This window comes from Pseudomonas sp. IT-P253 (assembly GCF_949768125.1).
Taxonomy (GTDB): domain Bacteria; phylum Pseudomonadota; class Gammaproteobacteria; order Pseudomonadales; family Pseudomonadaceae; genus Aquipseudomonas.
Genome location: NZ_CATKPT010000077.1, coordinates 1 through 22346 on the forward strand (window position 1 = coordinate 1; position 22346 = coordinate 22346).

The 22346-nt window shown below is 59.7% G+C and carries 22 protein-coding genes and 1 pseudogene; 9 read left to right on the plus strand and 14 right to left on the minus strand.

Features of this window, described 5'->3' with window-relative positions:
• Nucleotides 1-145: 145 nt before the first annotated feature.
• On the minus strand, nt 146-1087 hold the full coding sequence (locus ACM6IR_RS25135) for an alpha/beta fold hydrolase (RefSeq protein WP_414910182.1): 942 nt from the start codon (nt 1085-1087) through the stop codon (nt 146-148).
• A 21-nt stretch (nt 1088-1108) separates the two neighbouring features.
• A pseudogene (locus ACM6IR_RS25140) lies at nt 1109-1492 on the minus strand (NAD(P)/FAD-dependent oxidoreductase); the annotation flags it as partial.
• 229 nt (nt 1493-1721) lie between these two features.
• Here ACM6IR_RS25140 and ACM6IR_RS25145 point away from each other — a divergent pair.
• Complete coding sequence (locus ACM6IR_RS25145) at nt 1722-2786, plus strand: diguanylate cyclase (protein WP_414910183.1); 1065 nt, start codon at nt 1722-1724, stop codon at nt 2784-2786.
• A gap of 226 nt (nt 2787-3012) precedes the next feature.
• Here the strand turns inward: ACM6IR_RS25145 and ACM6IR_RS25150 are convergent, their stop codons facing one another.
• The 3 genes from ACM6IR_RS25150 to ACM6IR_RS25160 all read right to left on the minus strand — a co-directional run bounded on the left by ACM6IR_RS25150 (nt 3013) and on the right by ACM6IR_RS25160 (nt 6124).
• The gene (locus tag ACM6IR_RS25150) at nt 3013-3882 is read right to left on the minus strand and encodes an isocitrate lyase/PEP mutase family protein (protein ID WP_414910184.1); all 870 of its coding nucleotides are present in this window, start codon (nt 3880-3882) and stop codon (nt 3013-3015) included.
• Nucleotides 3883-4011: 129 nt separating this feature from the next.
• Complete coding sequence (gene astA, locus ACM6IR_RS25155) at nt 4012-5046, minus strand: arginine N-succinyltransferase (protein ID WP_414910185.1); 1035 nt, start codon at nt 5044-5046, stop codon at nt 4012-4014.
• Between the two features lie 61 nt (nt 5047-5107).
• Complete coding sequence (locus ACM6IR_RS25160) at nt 5108-6124, minus strand: arginine N-succinyltransferase (RefSeq protein WP_414910186.1); 1017 nt, start codon at nt 6122-6124, stop codon at nt 5108-5110.
• Between the two features lie 559 nt (nt 6125-6683).
• Here ACM6IR_RS25160 and ACM6IR_RS25165 point away from each other — a divergent pair.
• Together ACM6IR_RS25165 and cobF are read left to right on the plus strand one after the other, a co-directional pair.
• A complete protein-coding gene (locus ACM6IR_RS25165; RefSeq protein WP_414910187.1) occupies nt 6684-7256 on the plus strand; it encodes a histidine phosphatase family protein in 573 nt (190 codons plus the stop codon).
• Nucleotides 7256-8011 (plus strand): precorrin-6A synthase (deacetylating), encoded by a 756-nt coding sequence (gene cobF, locus ACM6IR_RS25170; protein WP_414910188.1) that lies wholly within the window; start codon nt 7256-7258, stop codon nt 8009-8011. Before ACM6IR_RS25165 ends, cobF begins: the two co-directional genes overlap by 1 nt.
• A 117-nt stretch (nt 8012-8128) precedes the next feature.
• On the opposite strand, the gene ftrA is transcribed toward cobF, so the two are convergent.
• The gene (gene ftrA, locus ACM6IR_RS25175; RefSeq protein ID WP_414910189.1) at nt 8129-9103 is read right to left on the minus strand and encodes a transcriptional regulator FtrA; all 975 of its coding nucleotides are present in this window, start codon (nt 9101-9103) and stop codon (nt 8129-8131) included.
• Between the two features lie 101 nt (nt 9104-9204).
• On the opposite strand from ftrA, the gene ACM6IR_RS25180 reads away from it, so the two are divergent.
• Nucleotides 9205-9636: a rhodanese-like domain-containing protein gene (locus ACM6IR_RS25180; RefSeq protein WP_414910190.1), complete on the plus strand. Its 432-nt coding sequence runs from the start codon at nt 9205-9207 to the stop codon at nt 9634-9636.
• Between the two features lie 108 nt (nt 9637-9744).
• Here the strand turns inward: ACM6IR_RS25180 and ACM6IR_RS25185 are convergent, their stop codons facing one another.
• Entirely contained in the window at nt 9745-10377 is a 633-nt protein-coding gene (locus tag ACM6IR_RS25185; protein WP_414910191.1) for a type 1 glutamine amidotransferase, read from the minus strand.
• 145 nt (nt 10378-10522) lie between these two features.
• Here ACM6IR_RS25185 and ACM6IR_RS25190 point away from each other — a divergent pair, with 145 nt between their 5' ends.
• Complete coding sequence (locus ACM6IR_RS25190) at nt 10523-11302, plus strand: ABC transporter substrate-binding protein (protein WP_414910192.1); 780 nt, start codon at nt 10523-10525, stop codon at nt 11300-11302.
• 302 nt (nt 11303-11604) lie between these two features.
• Nucleotides 11605-12321, plus strand: coding sequence for an alpha/beta hydrolase (locus tag ACM6IR_RS25195; RefSeq protein WP_414910193.1), 717 nt, complete (start codon nt 11605-11607; stop codon nt 12319-12321).
• Between the two features lie 3 nt (nt 12322-12324).
• On the opposite strand, the gene ACM6IR_RS25200 is transcribed toward ACM6IR_RS25195, so the two are convergent.
• The 5 genes from ACM6IR_RS25200 to ACM6IR_RS25220 form a co-directional block, all read right to left on the minus strand.
• Nucleotides 12325-12894, minus strand: coding sequence for a hypothetical protein (locus ACM6IR_RS25200; protein ID WP_414910194.1), 570 nt, complete (start codon nt 12892-12894; stop codon nt 12325-12327).
• Nucleotides 12895-13022: 128 nt separating this feature from the next.
• Complete coding sequence (locus ACM6IR_RS25205; RefSeq protein WP_414910195.1) at nt 13023-13934, minus strand: DMT family transporter; 912 nt, start codon at nt 13932-13934, stop codon at nt 13023-13025.
• A 328-nt stretch (nt 13935-14262) separates the two neighbouring features.
• Complete coding sequence (locus ACM6IR_RS25210) at nt 14263-15444, minus strand: acetyl-CoA C-acetyltransferase (RefSeq protein ID WP_414910196.1); 1182 nt, start codon at nt 15442-15444, stop codon at nt 14263-14265.
• An 11-nt stretch (nt 15445-15455) separates the two neighbouring features.
• The gene (locus ACM6IR_RS25215) at nt 15456-16121 is read right to left on the minus strand and encodes a CoA transferase subunit B (protein ID WP_149630451.1); all 666 of its coding nucleotides are present in this window, start codon (nt 16119-16121) and stop codon (nt 15456-15458) included.
• Between the two features lie 36 nt (nt 16122-16157).
• Nucleotides 16158-16856, minus strand: coding sequence for a CoA transferase subunit A (locus ACM6IR_RS25220; RefSeq protein ID WP_414910197.1), 699 nt, complete (start codon nt 16854-16856; stop codon nt 16158-16160).
• Between the two features lie 178 nt (nt 16857-17034).
• On the opposite strand from ACM6IR_RS25220, the gene ACM6IR_RS25225 reads away from it, so the two are divergent.
• On the plus strand, nt 17035-17937 hold the full coding sequence (locus ACM6IR_RS25225; RefSeq protein WP_414910198.1) for a LysR family transcriptional regulator: 903 nt from the start codon (nt 17035-17037) through the stop codon (nt 17935-17937).
• Between the two features lie 108 nt (nt 17938-18045).
• On the opposite strand, the gene ACM6IR_RS25230 is transcribed toward ACM6IR_RS25225, so the two are convergent.
• Together ACM6IR_RS25230 and ACM6IR_RS25235 are read right to left on the minus strand one after the other, a co-directional pair.
• Nucleotides 18046-18888, minus strand: coding sequence for an NAD-dependent protein deacetylase (locus ACM6IR_RS25230; protein WP_414910199.1), 843 nt, complete (start codon nt 18886-18888; stop codon nt 18046-18048).
• A 175-nt stretch (nt 18889-19063) separates the two neighbouring features.
• Nucleotides 19064-20110, minus strand: a complete 1047-nt coding sequence (locus ACM6IR_RS25235; RefSeq protein ID WP_414910200.1) for a class I SAM-dependent methyltransferase — start codon at nt 20108-20110, stop codon at nt 19064-19066.
• 380 nt (nt 20111-20490) lie between these two features.
• Here ACM6IR_RS25235 and ACM6IR_RS25240 point away from each other — a divergent pair, with 380 nt between their 5' ends.
• On the plus strand, nt 20491-21330 hold the full coding sequence (locus ACM6IR_RS25240; RefSeq protein ID WP_414910201.1) for a DUF692 domain-containing protein: 840 nt from the start codon (nt 20491-20493) through the stop codon (nt 21328-21330).
• On the plus strand, nt 21323-22081 hold the full coding sequence (locus ACM6IR_RS25245; protein WP_414910202.1) for a DUF2063 domain-containing protein: 759 nt from the start codon (nt 21323-21325) through the stop codon (nt 22079-22081). Before ACM6IR_RS25240 ends, ACM6IR_RS25245 begins: the two co-directional genes overlap by 8 nt.
• The last annotated feature ends 265 nt before the right edge of the window (nt 22082-22346 follow it).

The following is a 22346-nucleotide window of genomic DNA, read 5'->3' on the forward strand; positions in this document are numbered from 1 at the left end:
TTGCGAGGCTGCGTTCGGCTGCGAAGCAGTCGTAAACCGGGTATGCACGGTTCCTCTGAAGCATCGCGGTGCCTGATTTTACGACTGCTGCGCAGCCGAACGCAGCCTCGCAAGCTCGGCAGCTGCTACGAGCTGCTACGAGCTGCTACACCGGGAGTTGGGAACGTTGCGATGCCAAAAATTCTCGATACAAGCGCGCCGTACTGGTCGGCAGCTCCACCATCGGCATGTGGCCAATGTGGTCCCAGACTTCCACACGAAGATCGGCGATGCCCTTGCTCCAGATCGCCACGCTGCTGACATCGATCAAGCGATCCTTGCGCCCCCACAGCAACAGCACCGGGGCCCTGATGTCGGGAAGTTTCGGCTCCATCGGCGGACTGGCGCGAAAATCCTTGAAAATCTCTTCCAGCTCTTCGCGCTGCTGTTGATAGCGCAGGGCGATGGCGTCCAGCACCACCCCCGGCACCCATGGCGGCTCGGCCATGGTCATGGCGTAGAAACGCCGGAATTCCTCCCGTGAGTGGATCAGGAACGGGTTATGGCCGTTGGCCAAATGCCGTTCCATGTCACTGATCTCGGGGGCGGTGACGCCGGCCGGGTCGAGCAACGCTACCGAAGCAATCCGGTCCGGGTAAGTGGCCGCCAGCCACGCCGCGATGTAGCCGCCCATGGAGTTGCCGATGACATGGACTTTCTCGACACCGCAGACGTCGAGCAACTGGATTATCCGCTTGGCCTGCAAAGGAATGTCATAGCCGCCGCCCGTCTTGAAGCCGGTTTCGCCATGGCCGGCGATGTCAGGGATGATCACTCGATAGTGGCCGACAAAGTGCCGGGCAAAGCGCAGCCAGATGTTCTTGTCGGCGCTGAAACCGTGGAGCATCAGCACGCTGCTGGACGCTTCGTAGGGCCCGCCTTGCCAGGTCGAGACGGTCATTTCGGCGATCGGCACGACGATTTTGTGCAACCCAAACAACTTGGCTTCCGCGGCCATGTTCACGTCATAGAGCCAGTACCCGATAGCCGGGTAACTCAACCAGCTCCAGGCCACGAAAACCGCGATTACGACAACCAATACAAGCATCAGGCGCTTCCTTTTACGAGATCAGGACAAAATGTGGTCGCCGGGCTTCAGTGTCCGGGTCAACCGGTGATAACTGAAACTGAACCCCGGAAACATGGCGATCACATGACCGCTCTTGCTTTGATACCAACTGTGGCAACCTCCGGACTTCCACACCGTGCGTTCCATTTCTCGGTGGATCATTTCAGTGTAGGTACGTTCTGCCTCGGAGCGCACTTCGATACTGCGCAATCGGTGTTCTTTCAACGTGCGAATGCAGTCGAGGATGTAGTTCATCTGGGACTCGATGATAAACAGCGCCGACGTGTGGCCGATGCCGGTATTGGGGCCGGTGACGATGAACAGGTTGGGAAAGTCCGGCAGGCTTGTGCCCAGATATGCCCGTGGATACTCGGCCCAGAAGTCTCTGAGTTGTTGCTCTTCCTTCTGTAGGAGCGATGCTTGCTCGCGAAGAAGGACACTGCAGTACATCGGGCTGTCCGCGTGATCGTTATTCGCGAGCAAGCGTCGCTCCTACAGAGAGCAGGATTTCAGGCTATTAACCGATGATGGCTATTTAATCTTGCCCTGATAGACTTCGAGCACACAGGCAACCCGGTGTTATCAGGTTCCGTTCAGTGGCACAGAGGCCCTTATGGGAAAAGCGGGAGTGAAAGGACTTTCATTGGCCAAGAGGCTCTACACTTCACGAATCCTCGGTTTGTCGCTAGGGTTGTTGTGTGTGTGCGTGGCAATGTACCCGCTGAATCCGGCGCCCTGGGTCTGGGGGGGAATGCTGTTCAATGGGCTGCTCTGGCCGCATCTGGCTTATCAATGGGCACGTCGTTCCAAGGCTCCGTATCACGCAGAGCACCGCAATTTGCTGGTGGACGCCTTTTTGGGTGGCTTCTGGGTCGCCGCCATGCAATTCAATCCGCTACCCAGCGCGACCACTATTTCGATGATGGCGATGAACAACGTGGCCATTGGCGGTTTGCGTTTTCTGCTGGCGGGCAGCGTCGCGCAGATTATGGGCGTCGGCGTCGGGTTTCTGATGTTCAGGCTGGCCTTCATCCCTGAAACCAGTCAGTTGCAGTTGTACGCCTGTTTACCCTTGATGTGCCTGTATCCGCTGGCGCTGGGCTGGCTCTGTTTCCGTCAGGCCCACGCCCTCGGTCGCCAAAAGCGTGAATTGCTGGCCCTTAGTCGTACCGACAGTCTCACCGGCCTGCTTAATCACGGCGCCTGGAAGGATCAGCTGGAAGTCGAATTCCAGCGTTGCCAGCGCCAGCAGCAGGGCGGTGCGATTGCGCTGATTGACATTGACCATTTCAAAGCTATCAACGACACCTACGGCCATGTTGCCGGTGACATCGTATTGCGTCAGTTGAGCAAGGTGCTCAAACAGAACCTGCGAGCGACCGATATCGCCGGGCGTTACGGCGGCGATGAGTTTTGCGTGATCCTCCCCGACCTGCCTCTGGCGAGTGCTGCTGCGGCCATGGATGCCCTGCGCGCTCGCTTCGCCACCCTGGGCTACGAGCAGAGCCCGGCGTTGACAGTCAGCCTGAGCATCGGCCTGGCAGCCTTCAGCCTGGCCCACACCGACGCGACCCTCTGGCTCAACGACGCCGACCAGGCGCTGTATGCAGCCAAGACCACTGGCCGTAACCGCGTCATCTGCTGCGGGTCTCAGAATGAGGTGCTTGATTCGGTGTGAACACAGATCGTGGGAACGATCATTATGTGGCGCACAAACTTTCTGGATGTGCTTTGAGGGGGTTAAGGCTGTTATTTAGCGGAGTAGCGACGGACGCCTTCGCGAGCAGGCTCGCTCCCACAGTGGTTCTTCAGTGGACACATTATTTGTGCACACCAAAGATCCACTGTGGGAGCCTGCTCGCGAAGGCGTCGTACCGGTTCACACCGTCAAACGCACTGAACCATCACTCCTTGACGCTCATAAACTCTTTCGCCCAGCGGATGTATTCCTCCGGCTGCGTGTAAGTATGGGTCAGTTCGGTGGCGCTTAAATCCGACGCCTGGATAAAGATCTGCCGTTGTTCGCGCAGGCTGTCGTAAGTCGCCTTGATGGCGGCGAAGTACGCGCCATGGCCGTCGATGGTGACGCGTACACCCAGTTCGGCCAGGCGTTTGTCGTCGCGTAGCGCCGGATTGCCGTAGGTCACCAGCATCAGCGGCACGCTCAGGTGCTCGGCGATTTTTTCCAGTTGGTCGAAATCCTGCACGCCGACCATGCAAATCCCGTCCGCGCCAGCGTTTTGATAATGCTCGGTGCGGCTGATGATTTCCTGAATCGGCAGGATGCCGGCGTTGGTGCGGGCAATAATCGCCATTTCCGAGTCGCACCGGGCTTCCAGTGCCGCACGAATTTTGCCGACACCTTCCGCCACCCCGATAAGATCGGTGGATTTGCGGCCGAATTGTGCCGGCAGCAAGGTGTCTTCGATGGTCAGGGCGGCGACGCCGGCGCGTTCGAGTTCGACGATGGTGCGCATGACATTGAGTGCGTTGCCATAGCCGTGGTCGGCGTCGGCGATGACCGGCAATTGGGCGACACGACCGATGCGGGTGGCCTGCTCGGCGAATTCGCTGAGGGTGATCAAGGCAAAGTCAGGGGCGCCCAATACTTGCAGCGACGCGACCGAGCCGCCCAGGATGCCGACTTCAAACCCCAGGTCGGCGGCAATACGGGCCGACATCGGGTCGAAGACCGATGCGGTGTGATAGCAGGTGTTGGAAGCGAACAATTCGCGAAAATTACGGCGCAAATCTTGATGGGAAAGCCTGGGCATACGAGTTCCACCACTGCAATTGGAATGGAAAGGCTTGAGCAAAAGTGTCAACGCCGAATGAATAAAAGGCTATCACGCAGACGGCGGGAAGATGATGACGAATTTGCAGCGGCGCGGACCCCCTGTCGATCACGCCGCCACGGCCTGCCACCGTTGACTGAACAGCGGCACGGCACGTACCGAGTTGCCGGGTTGCAATTGCAGGCGCTTGGCGGTGATGCGGTCGACGATCAGGCTGTTGCCTGCCAGTCGCGCCGGGGCCGCGGTGATGCGGCTGTTTTCCAGGCGACGATTGTGGATCAGCCAAGCCGGAGCCTGGTCGTCCGGTGTGCCGATGGCCAGCACCAGCGTTTGGCTGTCGCGCACGGTACGTACTTTCGACACCGGGGCTTCGATGACCGGGCCGGCGTCGAAGATGTCGATGTAACCCTGGTGGGCAAAACCTTCGGCGGTAAGGATTTTCAGGGCCGGCTCGGTGTTCGGATGTGGCTTGCCGATAACGGCCTGGGCCTGCTCGGTGAGCAGGCAAGTGTAGAGTGGTTGGCGCGGCATCAGTTCGGCGATGAACGATTTGTTGCCCAAGCCGGACAAGTGATCGGCATGGCTGAAATCCATCTTGAAAAAGTGTCGGCCCAGGCTGTCCCAGAACGGTGAACAACCTTGTTCGTCAGCGCTGCCGCGTAACTCGGCAATGAGTTTGTCGCCAAACAGATGCGGGAACTCGGCCACAAACAACAAGCGCGCCAAGGATAACAATCGACCGCTATTGCCCTGGCGCTGATCGGGTCGCAGGAACAGCGAGCAGAGTTCCGATTGCCCGGTCATTTCATTGTTCAGGAACAAGGTCGGGATCTGGCGCTGGATACCCAGGTCCGGTGAAGAATTGACCGTGAGACCGACCCGGTAGTTGTACCAGGGCTCACGCAGGCCCACGGCCCCCGCCATGGCACTGACTCCCACGACTTGCTGATCGTCGTCTTCGAGCACGAACAGGTAATCGGCATCGGCACGCTCAACCTGATCGGCGAAGGTCCGTTGCGCCCAGCGCACTCGATGGGCCAGGCGGTCTTCGTTGGCCGGCAGGGTGGTGAGCCCGGGGCCGGCCTGTCGCACCAGCGCGAGCAAGGCGGGCAAGTCGGTGACGTGAACCGGACGGACAATCATGATGCAGCTCCTTCTTTGCACGGGCTCGGTTGCTGTCGCTGGATACGTGGCCAGGTGACGTTCACAGGGCGATCAGCCGGACAGGGCTGCCATCGGCGACCCTCAGCGCAGCGCACATTTCGCGACTCAAGGCCACGGGTTGCCCGACGTTGTAGTCCAGTTCAGCGACGATAGCTCGATAGTCCTGTAGCGAATCGTTGCTCACCAGGTACCTGCCTCGGGCATCGATGGACGTAACCGGCATCGCCGTGCCGGTCTGACTTTGGGCGATGGAGCGAATGCTGCACAGACGCGCGTAGAGCGTCGGCCCCCCGTCGAACAGGTCGATGTAGCTGTTGGTTTCGAACCCTTCGCGCTCGAGGATATCGAAGGCATCCTGGCCATCGGGATGAACCCGGCCGATGCAGTCCTGTGCGGCCTTGGGCAACATCGGCACGTAGATCGGGTATTGCGGCATCAGTTCGGCGAGGAACGTGCGGCTTTCCAGGCCGCAGAGCCGCTCCGCTTCGGCATAGGGCAGGTCAAAGAAATGCTTGCCGACGGCATCCCAGAACGGCGATCGATCGTCATCGCTGCTGAAGCCGACAATCTCGGTGATCACCGCTTCGGCAAAGCGTCGCGAGTGAGCGGCAATGAACATCAGTCGGCCCCGTGACAGCAGCTCGGAAAACGGTGTTCGCGCCAGTGCCGCATCAATGTGGAAACCGCGCAGCAACGTGTGGCCGCTGAGGTCATGACATAACGACAGTGCCGGCACGCCATGCTCGATGTTCAATTCCCGCGAGGCACTGTTGAACGGCCGGTTGCGCAAGCTGTAGAACGGTTCTCTGAAACCGGTTGTGGCGAGAATTTCCGAGCAGCCGACCAAGCGTTCGGTCGACAGATCTTCAAGCACGAAGAAATAATTCTCCGGGCCGTGACCCTGAACGTCTTGTTCGAATGAAGCGCTGGAGTCGAGAATCCTCTCTTTCAAGCGATCGCTGTCGTCCGGCAAGGACGTGACCCCCACCAGGCTTTCCCGGGCAAGTCGCTGCAACTGAGGCAGGTCGGTAATCTCGACTGGACGTAAGACCAGCATGGATGCGCACTCCTGTATCAAAAGGTTCGGCGGTTAGCACCGGACCTGACTATCACTGTCGGTTTCCATGCGGTAAATCGGCGGATGCCTGAAACTTTGTCAGATACCGCTCTTTTTCTTGTCAGCTGTCGGACGGGGTGGGGACTGCCGCTCTGGAGCCGGGTTTATCGGGGTACCGAACGGGGAGCGAAATTGAGCAACGGGAGGAGGGGGTTCGCTGAGAGTGGGCATCCGGGCTCCTGCTGGATGGGGGGTGTTTTGATTGGGTAGTCCGTGAAAGCAGTATTTAGTTAACGCCGGCTCACTGTCTAGTTTATTTTTGTGGGTTTTTTCAGAGTCAAAAAGTAGGACGAAAAGCCTGTGTGACCGGGGTTACAGGGATGTCGATAGCTCTTGTAGGCCATCACCTATAGTCGTGTCGGAAAAAGACGAAAAACGACCTTGAACCCACTACCACTGCCTGAAACGAAACGCCCCCATTAGCGTTTCTTACGGCACAATTGTGCGAGCATTGGCGGCGTGACGCCGTTTTCCATTCCCATCGACAGAGTGAAAGTTCGTGCAGGCGACCCGTTTGACTTTGCTGTGCCACGCTCGAACCGTCGCACAGAAATTGGCGTGTTTTCCTACGGATGAGCCCGTGGAGATGGATTGGCAATCAGCGAGGGGCGCACGCGCCGCTCAGTTCAAGAAGCGGCCGCGCCTGCTCAGCGGTCCTGAACTGCGCACGCGGCAAACAGCCGAGTTGTTCAGCAGCGATGTGGAGCTTGTCTCAGCGCTGAGGGATTGCGATTTCGGACGCTGGAAAGGCACGCGAATCGACGACCTGCAAAAGTCCGAACCCGAGGCGTTGCAGGCGTGGCTCGATGATCCGCATTCGGCGCCTCATGGTGGTGAGTCGGTGACGCAACTCGGGCAGCGAGTGGCCGCGTGGCTGACAACCCTGGAGGCCACACCGGGGCACTTCGTTGCCATCACCCATCCGTTTGTCATTCGCGCCGCACTGACACAGGTGCTGCAAAGCGCGGCGTTTAATCTGATTGACGTTGAGCCGCTATCGGCCATCGAATTGCGGTTCAACGGCCGCTGGCGGCTACGCCTGCCGGGCACGGACTTTGAAGGAATGCATTGATGAAAAAACTTCTGGTCATTGGCATCGGCGCCGGCAACCCCGACTACATCACGATGCAGGCCGTGAAGGCGCTGAACCGCGTCGACGTGTTTTTTCTCATGGACAAAGGCCAGAGCAAAGACACGCTTATCGACCTGCGCCGCGAGATCTGTCAGCGCTACATCACCGGGAGCGATTACCGTTTTGTGCAAGCCCACAGCCCGGAGCGCGAGCGCGGCGATGTGGACTACACGTCCAGTGTCGAGGCGCTCAACCTTGCCAAGCAGCGGACCTTCGAACGGCTGATTAATGAAGAAATGACCGACACCCAGTGCGGCGGTTTCCTGGTGTGGGGCGATCCGGCGTTGTACGACAGCACTCTGCGGATCTTGCAGGCGATTTTGGCGTCAGGTCGCTGTGAATTCGAATTCGAGGTGATCCCCGGCATTACCAGCGTTCAGGCATTGGCGGCGCAGCATAAGGTGCCGTTGAATCACATCGGGAAGTCGATTGAGATTACCACCGGCCGACGGTTGGCGGCGGGGCAGGTGAGCGATGCGGACAGCCTGGTGGTGATGCTCGATGCAGAAGATTCCTACCATCAAGTGGCGGATCAGGAGACACAGATTTACTGGGGCGCCTACCTGGGGACGCCGGATGAAATCCTGATCAGCGGCAAACTCAGGGACGTGGCGGATGAGATCGAGCGGGTGCGTAAGACGGCCAGGCTGGCCAATGGCTGGATCATGGATACCTACCTGTTGCGCAAGCCTTGAGAAGCTCGGTGTCTGGGTTGACGCCTTCGCGAGCAGGCTCGCTCCCACAGGGATTATGTGAACACTGGAGATCCGTGTGGGAGCGAGCCTGCTCGCGAAGGGGCCAGAAATCACACCTCAAGTTATCGCTTTGACCTCCCGCCCAAACCGTTCCCGATACACCGACGGTGGCACGCCGACCACGTTGCGAAACGCCACCCGAAAACTCTCGACCGAGCGATACCCACAGTGCTGGGCAATCTGGTCCGTATTCTGGTTTGTGCTTTCCAGCAATTCACGAGCCCGGCCCAGGCGCTCATGTTGCAACCACGTCTTGGGGGACTGGCCGCTGGCTTCTGTGAAACGACGCAGGAATGTCCGCTCACTCATCGCGGCTTCGCTGGCGAGGTCGCGAACCTCCAGCGGTTCATGCAAGCGCTCGCGTGCCCACTGCATCACGCGGGAAAGATCGCTGCGCGGTGTAGGACTGACCGGTGTCGGAATGAACTGTGCCTGGCCGCCCGTGCGTTGCGGCGACATCACCAGACGCCGCGCCACCGAATTGGCGACCTGGGTGCCGAAGTCCCGCGCCACCAGGTGCAGGCAGGCATCGATGCCGGCCGCGCTGCCGGCCGAAGTGATCAGTTGACCCGAATCGACGTAAAGCACGTCGGGGTTCACCAGAATGTTCGGGAAGCGCGCGGCCAGTTCAGCGGTATAGCGCCAGTGTGTGGTGGCGCCGTGACCGTCGAGCAAACCGGTGGCCGCCAGCACAAACACCCCGGAGCAGATCGACAGCAGGCGCGCACCGCGGGCGTGGGCGTGGCGCAGGGCCTTGAGCAACGCGTCGGGCACCGGCGCGCTGCGGTCGCGCCAGCCGGGAATGATGATGGTCCGAGCGTCGTCGAGTAGTTCCATGCCGCCATCGGCCAACACCTGAATGCCGCCCATGGCACGCATCGGGCCTTGGTCCACCGCGACGATTCGATGCTCGTACCACGGGAAGTCGAACTCCGGGCGGGTCAACCCGAAGATCTCCACGGCGATGCCGAATTCGAAGGTACAGAGGCCGTCGTAGGCCAGAATCGCGACCAATCCAGGGGTGGGCTGCATTTGGCGGAAAGTTCCCGGTGAGTGTCTTGTGCGCCACTGTAGCGTCAAGCGCCAGGCGGATAAAGTCTTCCCACACCCACTGAGACTTAGGAGTAGAGCCCATGACCAGCCTGGTCAGCGCCATTCCCGCCGCCCCATCGACCATCGCCCTCATGCATTTCAGCAACCGTCTGACTTTCGAAACCGACTGTTCCGACGTCTACAGCAGCCAACAGTCCGGTGATGTGGATTTTGTCCTCGTCGACGTGCGCGGTCCGCTGGCGTTTGAGCGTGGCCACGTGCCGGGCGCGATCAACATTCCAGGTCGACTGCTGACGGCCGAAGGTTTGGCGGCTTATCCCAAATCCACCCTGTTTGTGGTTTATTGCGCCGGGCCACACTGTAACGGCGCCAATAAGGCCGCCGTGAAACTGGCGGCGCTGGGTTATCCGGTCAAAGAGATGATTGGCGGAGTGACCGGGTGGCTGGATGAAGGGTTTGAGCTGAGCGCTGAGGCCAGAGCGGTGGGCGCCGCGATCGGCTGCGAATGCTGAGGTAGCTGAAAAGATCGCAGCCTCGTTTTACTCGACACTCCTACAGGATTGAGTTTTCACGGGCCATTGCAGGCGCTGCCGCAGGCTGCGATCTTTTGACCTTGCTGTTCAGACCGCTGCCCACCACGCATCCAGCGTCGTCTGCAACCAGTCAAAAACGGCGGCATAATCGGCGCTGTCCTGCGGTTCTCGTGGCAACGGCGACTCCTCTCCAAAATGCGCATTGAGCGTCGCCACCGATTGAGCATTCCACTCCGGATGAAACTGCAAGCCCACCCGCGTCGGCCCGACGCAATACATCTGCTGCGCACATCGATCACTGCTGGCCAGCAGTAGGGCGTCAGGCGGGAGATCGATGGCGTCTTCGTGCCATTCCAGCACCTTCAACTTTCGCCCATCGGCGAACGTAACCGAGGTCCAGCCGGTTTCGGTGAGTGCCATCCGTCGCACATTCCCGCCCAGACTCAGCGCCAGTAACTGTGCGCCCAGGCAAATCGCAAAGACTGCCGCACCTTCCGCCAGACTGCCTGCCAGCCACTGGCGCTCGGTTTCCAGCCACGCCGGCCCGGCGTTGGACTCGTAAGGCCCGCCCAGCAAAACCACTGGCGCGGCACTCACGGCTGGCAACTGGCCGAGGTCGGCGCGAAATACCTCCAGCGTCAATCCTCGCAACGCAGCCCATTCGGCAATGGCGCCGGGGCCCTCGGCGGGGTGGTGCTGGATCAGGTTTAACGTTCGCATCGCGCTCTTCATGTCGGCTACCTTTTTATAAATATTTGTCGCTTGAACACAATTTACCCTCCTGAGGCCGCTCTAGACTGCCGGCCACTTCGGTCTTGATCAACCGAAAGCTGCCAATAAAAGTCTCCGCACACGGGAGTTATAAATGAAAAAGCTAGTGATGTTCGGTGCCCTGGCACTGTCGATGTTGTCCCTGACCGCTGTGGCCGAAGACGCCAAGCCGATCCGCATCGGTATCGAAGCCGGGTACCCGCCATTCTCGATGAAAACCCCTGATGGCAAACTCACTGGTTTCGACGTGGACATCGGCGACGCACTGTGTGAACAGATGAAAGTGAAGTGCACTTGGGTCGAGCAAGAGTTCGACGGCCTGATCCCGGCCCTGAAGGTCAAGAAAATCGACGCCATTCTGTCGTCCATGACCATCACCGACGACCGTAAAAAGAACGTCGATTTCACGATCAAGTACTACCACACCCCGGCACGCTTCGTGATGAAGGAAGGGTCTAACGTCAAAGATCCGCTGACCGAACTCAAGGGCAAGAAAGTCGGTGTGCTGCGCGCCAGTACCCACGACCGCTTCGCCACTGAAGTGCTGGCACCGGCCGGCATTATCCTGGTGCGTTACGGTTCCCAGCAGGAAGCGAACCTGGACATGGTGTCCGGCCGCGTTGACGCGCTGCTGGCCGATTCGGTCAACCTGGACGACGGTTTCCTGAAAACCGACGCCGGTAAAGGTTTCACGTTCGTAGGACCAGAGTACAACGATCCGAAATACTTCGGTGGCGGCGCCGGCATCGCCGTGCGCAAGGGCGATACCGCCCTGGCTGAGCAGTTCAATACCGCTATCAATGAAATCCGCGCCAACGGCAAGTACAAGCAAGTGCAGGACAAGTACTTCAAGTTCGACGTTTACGGCGAATAATCGAGCCGTTCAACAAAATGGCTACCGTTGACGCGGTGGCCATTTTTTTTTATGCAATTTCATTCAGTAGAGAATCCTGTGGGAGCGAGCCTGCTCCGGGCGGCGTTCCGACGAAGGCGTAGTGTCAGTCGACATCAATGTTGAATGTCAGTCCACCTTCGCGAGCAGGCTCCCACATTTGAAATGCATTTCCCTGTGGGAGCCTGCTCGCGAAGGCGGCGATGATACCCAGGCCATTTTCGACATCCGCCTTCACAGTGTTAGGCTCTCCCCCGAATCCTGCGCACTGTGAAGGAAGGTTTATGTTGAAGTTTCTCGCTCTGCTGACGCTGTTGGTGTCCGCCACCGTCCACGCTCAAATCCCGCTGCAAACCGATCTGCCGCTCAAGTACCTGGAGCAGGCCAACCCTGAGTCGCGCAATCAGCCCCTGGTGATTTTCCTTCACGGTACAGGCAGTAACGAGCAGGACCTGTTTGGCATCAAGGATGAATTGCCCGCGCAATACACCTTCCTGTCGGTGCGCGCACCCATGGAGATGGAAGAGGGCAGTTACCAATGGTTTCGCAAGAAGGGCGAAGGTGCCTACAACGGTGAGACGGACGATCTGAAGACCAGCGGCCAGTTGCTGCTGGATTTTGTCGCACAGGCGGTAAAGAAATATCACACCGAGGCGAACAAGGTTTTCCTGGTGGGTTTCAGTCAGGGCGCGATCATGTCCTACGAGGTCGGCCTGCGTCACCCCGAGGCGATGGGCGGGATTGCCGCGCTGAGCGGACGGATTCTGCCGGTGCTCGAGTCCGGACTCAAACCGGATGAAAAACGCCAGGCGCTGGCGATTTTCATCGGTCATGGCACCGCGGACAAACGCCTTCCCTACACCGACGGCACTGACGCGGACCGCGTATTGCAAGGCCTGTCACTCAAGCCTGAGTTTCATGCCTACCCGGGTGTAGGTCACAACATCAGCGACGCCGAGATGGAGGATTTGAACGCCTGGCTGCAGCGCCTCAATCCCTGAGCCTTACTTGCCGCTGACGATCTGGTTGATCAACGTTTCGTGGGCGGCCATGTCAGCGGGGCGGGAGATAACCTGAACGACGGCCATGCGAGTGCCGGACGCCGCTATCAGCGTCGAGTTGAGGGTCATGCCACCCCCTTGTTTGGCGGTACCGTCAACCTGTCGGATGCCCAGCCCGGTATTTTTTTGAGTCAGGCTTTTTTCGCTCAACTTGTTGTAATCCGGCAGGGATTTACGCTGTGAATTATCGAAGTCGGCTACGGTGTCGTCGAGAAACGTACCGTCGTTGTCCTTGACCTTGACGCCATCGGGGAGGTTGTTCTCAGCGGCGATCACCACCGTCTTGGTGGTCTCGTTGCTGTACAGGGTGCCGCTCGCGCCCGTGGCGCTGGCTGGCAGCGGGCTGGCGATGAAGCCCTTGGGCAGGGTGAAGGTGAACTTGCCGCCGAGCATCGAGACTTTCTGTGCCGAATCACCGGTGGTGGCCTTTTTTGCAGCCTGCGCATTAAAAATTGCCAGACTGGACGCGGCCACAAGCAACAGAACTACGGCTTTTTTGCTTAACACTGACATTCAAATTCTCCAGGGATGGTCGCGCTATGGGGGCGATCATCCCATGGCGGTTGTGAAGCATCCAGCCTGGCGTAACTGTCGGCGATTGGTGGGCGAACCCCATTTGATTGACGTACAAGCTTTTCGCTCTAGTCGTTCGAAATAATCGAAGGTGTTGTGGCAGTTTTGGCGGTGGGCTGTGAGGTGGCAATGACGGCGCCGGCGATAATCAGCAGGGCGGGGACGATCAGCATCGGGCTGGCATGGCTGCGCCCCACGGTGATCAACAGCACTGTTGAAATCAGCGGGGCCAGGTAGGAAAGCGCCCCCAGTGTCGCCAGACTTCCGCGCTTGGTGGCGTGGTCCCAGGCAAAAAACGCCAGCCCGACCGGTCCCAGTCCAAGGACAATAATCGCGGCCCATTGGTTGCCATCGGGTCGTACCGTGGTTTCGAATGCCAGATGACACGCCAGTCCCGCCAGGGCAACCAAGCCGCAGATGCCGCCGATGATGTTGCTGGGTACTTCACTGAACCGGCGATTGAACACCGAGTAAACCGCCCAGATAAGCGCACAACCGAATGCGGCGAGGTAACCGGCGATGGGCATCGTGGTGCCGGCATCGGGCACTCGCTGGAGCATGATGAACGCCGTTCCAGCCAGGCCCAGCAGCGCGCCGAGCATTTGCCGCTTGTGCAGGCTTTCTCCTGCCGATAACGCCGAGAGCAGCACCAGTAACAGTGGCCAAAGGTAGTTGATCAGGCTGGCTTCTGCCGCCGGGGCGGCCTTGAGCGCGAAAAAGTACAACGCGTGATAAACGAAAATTCCGACGAAGCCCGTCGCCCATACGGCCCAGGGTTGACGCCAGCTACTGAAGCCGGCAATCCCGCGACGACCCAGAATCAACAGGCTCGCGACGAAGGCTACGCCGAATCCCAACGTCAGCAGTTCAAAGGGCGGAATGCCCTCGGTGAGAGTGGTCAGCAAGGCCAGGGAGGACCAGAGCACTATCGCAATCACGCCGACGGCCGTGGCGGCAGTGGCGTTTCGGAGCTGAGTCATGTCTGTTCCTTCAGCGCAATGAGCGGGCGACGATCCTGGCCCGATGACCTCAAGCAGCTTAGCGCTTGATCTCCGGACGTCCACAAAGAAAGGTGTTCGATTGTAGGAGCGAGCTTGCTCCGGGCGGCGTTCCGACGATGGTCGTTAACGATGACGGCGTAATCCTGACACCCCGCGCTGCTCTCTAGTACATCGCGAGCTCGCTCCTACAGTTGATCTGCATCCTTGTGGGCGAGGTAAAAAGAACCCGGTGTAACAGGCGTCACACCGGGTGTTTTGCCAGACTGCGGCGGATCTTCGTGGGTCCCCGCGCAGTCTGTTGAACGCTTTACGCCCGCTCGATCGCCAACGCGACGCCCTGACCGCCACCGATGCACAAGGTGGCGAGGCCTTTCTTGGCGTCGCGCTTGATCATTTCATGCAGCAAGGTCACCAGCACCCGGCAACCCGATGCACCGATCGGGTGACCGAGGGCAATGGCGCCGCCATTGACGTTGACCTTGTTCAAGTCCCATTCCAGGTCCTTGGCCACCGCCAGGGATTGCGCGGCGAACGCTTCGTTGGCTTCGATCAGGTCCAGTTGATCGATGGACCAGCCGGCCTTGTCCAGGCAACGGCGAGTGGCCGACACCGGACCGATGCCCATGATCGCCGGGTCGACGCCCGCGTTGGCGTAAGCGGTAATTTTCGCGAGTACTGGCAGGCCCAGGGCCTTGGCTTTGTCGGCGCTCATCAGGATCACGGCGGCGGCACCGTCGTTCAGGGACGACGCGTTACCGGCGGTCACCGAACCGTCCTTTTTGAAGGCCGGTTTCAGTTTGCCCAGCGCTTCGGCCGTAGTGCCTGCGCGTGGCTGTTCATCCGTGGCGAAGGACAGCGGATCGCCCTTGCGCTGGGGAATCAGGATCGGCGTGATCTCATCGGCAAACCGTCCGGCTTCGATGGCGGCCGTGGCTTTCTGTTGCGAGGTCGCGGCGAAGGCATCCTGTTGTTCGCGGGTCAGGTTGTACTTGTCTGCCAGGTTCTCGGCAGTGATGCCCATGTGGTAATCGTTGAACGCATCCCACAGACCGTCGCTGATCATGGTGTCGACGATTTGTGCGTTACCCATGCGCAGACCGGTGCGAGCGCCGGGCATGACGTAGTTGGACAGGCTCATGTTTTCCTGACCGCCGGCAATAATCACCTCGGCATCGCCACAGCGAATGGCCTGGGTTGCCAAATGCAGGGCCTTGAGGCCCGAACCGCAGACTTTGTTCAGCGTCATGGCGGGCACGGTGAAGGGCAGGCCAGCCTTGATGGCGGACTGGCGGGCAGGGTTCTGCCCAGCGCCAGCGGTCAACACCTGGCCCATGATCACTTCATCGACTTCGGCCGGGTTCAGGCCGGTTTGCGCCAGCAACTGACGAATCACCGCAGCACCGAGGTCAACGGCAGAAACGCTTGCCAGGGCACCCTGGAAACTGCCGATGGCGGTGCGGGTAGCGGCGACAATGACGACTTCTTGCATGGAATGATTCCTCACTGAGCAGCGAACTGCATTTGCGGAACGTGATCAGGCACGATCAGTTTACCGGCGGTCTTGGCGACGATTTCTTCGACGCTGACACCCGGCGCACGCTCTTTCAGAATGAACGCGCCGTCTTTGATTTCAAGGTAAGCCAGGTCGGTCAGTACACGTTTGATGCACCCGGCGCCGGTCAGCGGCAGGCTGCATTTGGACAGGAGCTTGGACTCACCGTCCTTGGACGCGTGGGTCATGATGACGATGATGTTGTCTGCGCCGGCCACCAGGTCCATGGCGCCGCCCATGCCCTTGACCAGCTTGCCGGGGATCATCCACGAGGCAATGTTGCCTTGCACGTCGACCTCAAAGGCACCCAGCACGGTCAGGTCGACATGACCACCGCGAATCATCGCGAAGGACTCGGCCGAGGAAAAGATCGAAGCGCCGATACGCGCGGTGACCGTTTGCTTGCCGGCGTTGATCATGTCGGCATCGATGGTTTCTTCAGTAGGAAAGGGGCCCATGCCCAGCAGGCCGTTTTCCGACTGCAGCATGACTTCCATGCCTTCAGGAATGTAGTTGGCGACCAGGGTCGGGATGCCGATGCCCAGGTTCACGTAAAAGCCGTCCTGCATTTCGCGGGCGACGCGTTGAGCCATTTGTTCGCGGGAAAGTGCCATTGTTTTTATTCCTTCATTCGGTCCGGGGGCAGGGGATCACTTACGCACGGTGCGCTGTTCGATGCGCTTTTCGAACGTGCCGCAAATGACCCGGTCGACGTAGATGCCAGGGGTGTGGATCTGCGACGGTTCCAGCTCGCCGGGTTCGACGATTTCTTCCACTTCGACCACGGTGATCTTGCCGGCGGTGGCAGCCAGCGGATTGAAGTTCTGGGCGGTGTGGCGATAGATGACGTTGCCGAAATGGTCGGCTTTCCAGCCTTTGACGATGGCGAAGTCACCGGTGATGGACTCTTCCATCAAGTACTTGCGACCGTGGAATTCACGTACTTCCTTGCCTTCGGCCACTGGGGTGCCGACACCGGTAGCGGTGAAGAACGCCGGGATGCCGGCACCGCCTGCGCGCATTTTTTCAGCGAGGGTGCCTTGTGGGGTCAGGACGACTTCGATAGCACCGCTGAGCAGCTGCTCCTCGAACATTTTGTTCTCACCGACGTAGGAGGCCACCACTTTGCTGATCTGCCGGTCTTCCAGCAATATGCCGAGGCCGAAACCGTCGACACCGCAGTTGTTGGAGACCACGGTGAGGTCGCGTGTGCCTTTGCGCTTGATTTCGGCGATAAGGTTTTCCGGAATCCCGCACAGACCGAAGCCGCCTGCGATCACGGTCATGCCGTCCTCGAGACCGGCCAGAGCTTCCTCATAGGAACTCACGCGCTTGTCGAAACCTGCCATATGCACCTCTTTTATTCTTTGTGGGCGGCTGGCTAGCCGTATGGGATGAAGTGTCTCGCCGGCGTATTGATTTGTTAAGTTGATTTTTAAGGTTGATTGATAGATAAAACTCACTAACTTGTAGGAGCTGCCGAAGGCCGCTCCACATTGATTGCGTATTACGTTGGAGTCACCGTCCATGACAGTCAAGCAGATCCGCGCCTTTCTGGCCGTGGCCCAAAGTTTGAGTTTTGCCGTGGCCTGCGAGCGCTTGCACCTGTCGCAATCGGCGTTGAGCCTCACCATCAAGGCGCTGGAAGAAGGCCTGGGCGGGCGGTTGTTCACCCGCAATACGCGCAATGTGGCGCTGACTGCCGAAGGTGAATCGCTGGTGCCGCTGGCCCGTCGGTTGATTGCTGACTGGGACAATGCCGAGGATGAATTGCGCCAACGCTTCACCCTTCAGCGCGGGCGCGTGACCCTGGCGGCGATGCCGTCGTTTGCCGGCAACCTGCTGCCATCGATCCTCAAGACGTTCCGCGCTCGTTATCCCAAGGTCAATGTCACGGTCAATGACGTGATCAACGAGCAGGTGCTGGAGATGGTGCGTGACCGACAGGTGGAGCTGGGGGTGGCGTTTGAGCCGACGCAGAGTTCTTCGCTGCAATTCACGCCGTTGTACATGGACCGGTTTGTGGCCGTGGTGCCCATTGATTCGCCGCTGGCGGAATTGGGCGACATTGATTGGCAAACGTTGCTCAAGGAACCGTTCATTACCTTGCAGCGACCGTCGACGGTACGGGTGATGCTGGAAGAACACTTGCACGCACAGGGCATGAAATTGCCGGTGGAGTTTGAGAGCCATCAACTGGCGACAGTAGGACGGATGGTGGCCAGCGGTTTGGGGGTGAGTGCGGTGCCGGCGTTGTGTGCCGAGCAGATGCGCGAATTGGGCGCACGGTGTATTACGCTACGCGACCCCGTGGTGGAGCGGGCGATCGGGGTGTTGACCAAGCCAGGGATTGAGCTGTCGGCGGCGGCTCAGGCGTTGTTCGATATACTTAAAGCGGAAAACCTGGGCGAGCGCCTGTCTCCCCGCTAAGCGCGGTCCCCTGTAGGAGCGAGCTTGCTCGCGAAGGTGGTTCAGCTGCATTGATGTCGACTGACACACCATCGCGAGCAAGCTCGCTCCCACAGAGTGCCGGGTCGATCAGGATGAAAGGCGCTGCGCCAGTAAGGGCAAGATTTGTTCGCAAGACTCTTCTATTTTCAAATCCAGCAGGTCATCCGCCCGCGTCTTGCCCAGATTAATCGCGATCAACGGCTTCCCCTGATCCGCCACCGCTCGACACAACCGAAACGCCGAATACGCCATCAACGACGACCCCACTACTAACAACCCCGCCGCCTGATCGACCGCCGCCATCGCTTTCGCCGCGGTGGCCTGAGCCACGTTTTCACCAAAAAACACCACATCCGGTTTCATCCGCTCGCCTGCGCAACGCGGACAATGGGGCACCTGAAACCGCGCCTCAAATGCCGGATCCAGCAAGGTATCGCCATCCGGCGCCTGCACCGCGTCCACCCCGGCCAGATAGGGGTTTTGCGCCTCCATCAAGCGCTGAATCGGGTCCCGTTCACTGCGCTCTCCGCAATCCAGACACAACACCCGATGCAAGCTGCCGTGCAGCTCGATCACGTCATGGCTTCCCGCCTGGTCGTGCAAGGTGTCGACGTTCTGGGTGATCAGCGCGCTGAGCTGCTGCTTATTTTGCAAACTGGCCAAGGCTTCGTGGGCCACGTTTGGCCGGGCCTGGCGCACTCGCGGCCAGCCGAGCATCGCCCGCGCCCAATAGCGGCGCCGGGATTGCGGGGCCGAGAGGAACTCCTGATACATCATTGGCTGCCGGCCGCGCCGCACGCCTTGGTTGTTGCGGTAATCCGGGATGCCCGACGGCGTACTGATGCCGGCACCGGTCAGGACTGCAAACGGCTGGTCGGCCATTATCTGCAGGAGCCGCTCGAGCTGTTCAGGGATGGGGCTGTCGAGCATGTTCAACACTCCGCAGGGCTATGACTGATCACAACTCGGTCCCTGTAGGAGCGAGCTTGCTCGCGATGGGCGTAAACGATGACGCGTACTGCCTGGAAAAATGCGCCGCCTTCGAATTCATCGCGAGCGAGCTCGCTCCTACAGTTAGCAATCAGCAATCAGAAGAGAACAGTGGTTATTTACGCGCCTCCAGTATCAGGTTGAACGGGGTTTCTGTCGCCCGACGGAACGTCTTGAATCCCGCCTCGGTGAACACTTTGCGCAACCGCGCCTCGCCGGCCTGGGCGCCGAGCCCGAGACCGACTTCCTGGGACAGCGAGTTCGGGGTGCAGATAAACGTCGAGGCGGCATAGAACAACCGGCCAACCGGGGTGGTATTGTCGTCGAGCGAGTCATTGGCGAAGGGTTCCACCAGCAGCACCGTGCCGTCTGGTTTCAGTGAGTCATAGGCGTGCCGCGCCGCACCCACCGGGTCGCCCATGTCGTGCAGGCAGTCGAAATAGCAGACCAGGTCATAGTCGTCGCCAGGGTAGCTTTTTGCCGTGCCCTGGAAGAATCGCGCGCGCCCGGCCACGCCACCTTCTTCGGCGCGTTGGGTGGCGACAGTGACCGATGGCGCGTGGTAATCGAAACCCACGAACCGCGAGTCCGGGAATGCCTGGGCCATGATCACGGTTGATGCGCCATGCCCGCAGCCGATGTCTGCCACCTTGGCGCCGGCTTCGAGTTTGGCGACCACGCCCTCCAGGGCCGGCAGCCACTCGGCAACCAGGTGCGCTTTGTAACCTGGGCGGAAGAACCGTTCCGTGCCGCTGAACATGCACGGGTGGTGATCGCCCCAGGCCAGGGCACCGTTGCCGCGCATGGCGTTGACCAGTTTGTCTTTGTCATGGAAAAAAGAGGCGACCACTGCGACACCGCCCGCCACATAGACCGGTGAGTCTTCGATCGCCAATGCCAGGGCTTGCTCTTCGGGCAGGCGGAACTGGCCGTCGCGGTGTTCCATGTAACCGGAAGCGGCATGGGCGCTGAGCCATTCGCGCAGCAGTCGGGCGTTGCAGCCGGTTTTGTCGGCGAGTGCTTCAGGGGTTATTGGCTGGCTGTCGGCCATGGCCCGATACAGGCCGAGTTCGTCGCCGAGGATGACATTGGCGAGCATCGCCGCGCCGCCCATGTCATTTACCAGTTTGCCCATGAAGTCGTTGAGTCTGGCCTCGTCCATCACGTGTGCTCCTTTAACAGGATCATGGTCCAGAGGCAAAGTTGCCTGGGTATTCGCCACTGGGCGGTGGTCGTGGGAATGAACAGGACGATAAGCTCGTCCTGGGTGCAGTAAGTTTAGTTCGCGGGCCGCGCTGCGCAGCCCGGAGCGACGAAAGCCCCCCATTTCTTGACCAAAACCAACTACTGTAGGAGCGAGCTCGCTCGCGATGGTGTATCAGCTACATGGTTGTCGACTGACACACCATCGCGAGCAAGCTCGCTCCTACAAGAGCGATTTGTGTTGTATCTCACTGTATCTAATCCCCCTGCCGAACACAGACCCGATACACCACTTCGGTTAACTGTGAGTCCGTTCTGGCAACCCTTGAGATCGACACCATGCCGACCCCCATCCTCTCAACGACAGCGACCGTCGGGCTCGGCCTGCGTCGCGGTTTAATCAAAGACCTTCAAGCCGCCCCCGCGGGCGATTTCGACTTTCTGGAAGTCGCGCCGGAGAACTGGATCGGCATCGGCGGTGCCCATGGTCACGCGTTACGTGCCCTGGCCGAGCGTTTTCCGTTGTCCTGCCACGGGTTGTCCCTGTCATTGGGCGGGCCGGGGCCGTTGGACGTCGGGTTTTTGCAGGAAGTCCGAATTTTCCTCGATCACTACAATGTTCCGCTGTACAGCGAACACCTGAGCTATTGCAGCGATGATGGCCATCTTTACGACCTGTTGCCGTTGCCATTTACCGACGAGGCGGTGCACCACGTGTCCGCACGAATACGTCAGTCCCAGGACATTCTCGGTCGGCGTCTGGCGGTGGAAAACGTGTCGTACTACGCCGCGCCCCAGCAGGACATGGACGAGCAGACGTTCACCAACGCGGTGCTGCGCGAAGCCGATTGCGACCTGCTGCTGGACGTCAACAATGTGTACGTGAACGCCATCAACCACGGTTTCGATCCACAGGTTTTTCTGGCGGGCATCGACCCGGGCCGGGTGGTGGCGATGCACGTGGCCGGGCATTTCGATGAGTCCGATACGTTGAAAATCGATACCCATGGGGCCTCGGTCAAACCGGTGGTCTGGTCGTTGCTGGCCGAGGCCTATGCCCGATTCGGCGCACGACCGACGCTACTGGAGCGGGATTTCAACTTCCCGGCATTTTCTGAACTGGTGGCCGAGTTGCAGACCATTCGCCGCTTGCAGATCGAGGGGGCGAGCCATGGATAAATCAGGTCTGTTTCGCCAGCAGCACACACTGGGTCGGTACCTGCGCGACCCGGATCACTGCGTGCCACCCGCGGGGATGGACGTGGCGCGGGGGCAGGTTTATCGCGACCTGATTTTTGCGAACCTGTTGTCGTTGCTCAGCGGCACCTTCCCGGTGCTGATCAAGATTCTCGGCGATGAGCGCTGGCGTTCTCTGGTGCGTATTTTCCTGCGGGACTACCGGGCGCGCACGCCGAAATTCGGTGAGATCGCCAGGGAGTTTGTCGAGTTTCTCGCCGCTGAACCGCAAGCGCTGAGCAATGGGCCATGGCCTCCGTTCATGGTGGAGCTCGTGCATTACGAATGGATTGAGATGGTACTGCAACAATCGGAAGCCGAACCGTTGGCCCCCAGCGATGCCGCGTTGCTGCTGGATCGTCCCTTGCAGGTATCGCCCCTGGCCTGGCCGTTGGTTTATGCCTGGCCGGTACAGTGGGTTGGGCCGGATTACCAGCCAGAGGCGATACCGGCTCAGCCGACCTTGCTACTGGTTCGTCGAGCTGAGGATTGGAGTGTGAAGTTTTCCGAGCTGAGCCCGTTGGCGTGGCGGTTGTTGCAGCGAATCGGGGAATTGCCTCAACTGAGCGGGCGTGAGCAGTTGGAAGGATTGGCCGTCGAGGCGGGTGAGGCGGGATCGCAAGCGTTTATGGACAGCGGGGCAGCGTTGTTGCGGCAGATGCAGGGGGAAGGGGTGGTTGGCATAGGTGCCTGACCCAGTGCAATCACCCAAACACCACAACCCTAGGGGTGGGAGCGAGCCTGCTCGCGAAGGCGGAGTGTCAGCCAAACTTAATGTTGGATGTGCCGGCCTCTTCGCGAGCAGGCTCGCTCCCACAGGTGGTTGGTGTTCAAGTCCGGAAGAAATACCTCTAAAGCACTCGTACCGCCCGTCATTTTTTTACCAGTCCCCGTAAAAATTTCCAACACCAGCCGATACAGATAACAGGCGCGCACAAACCCGTTACCCCCGTGGCGCC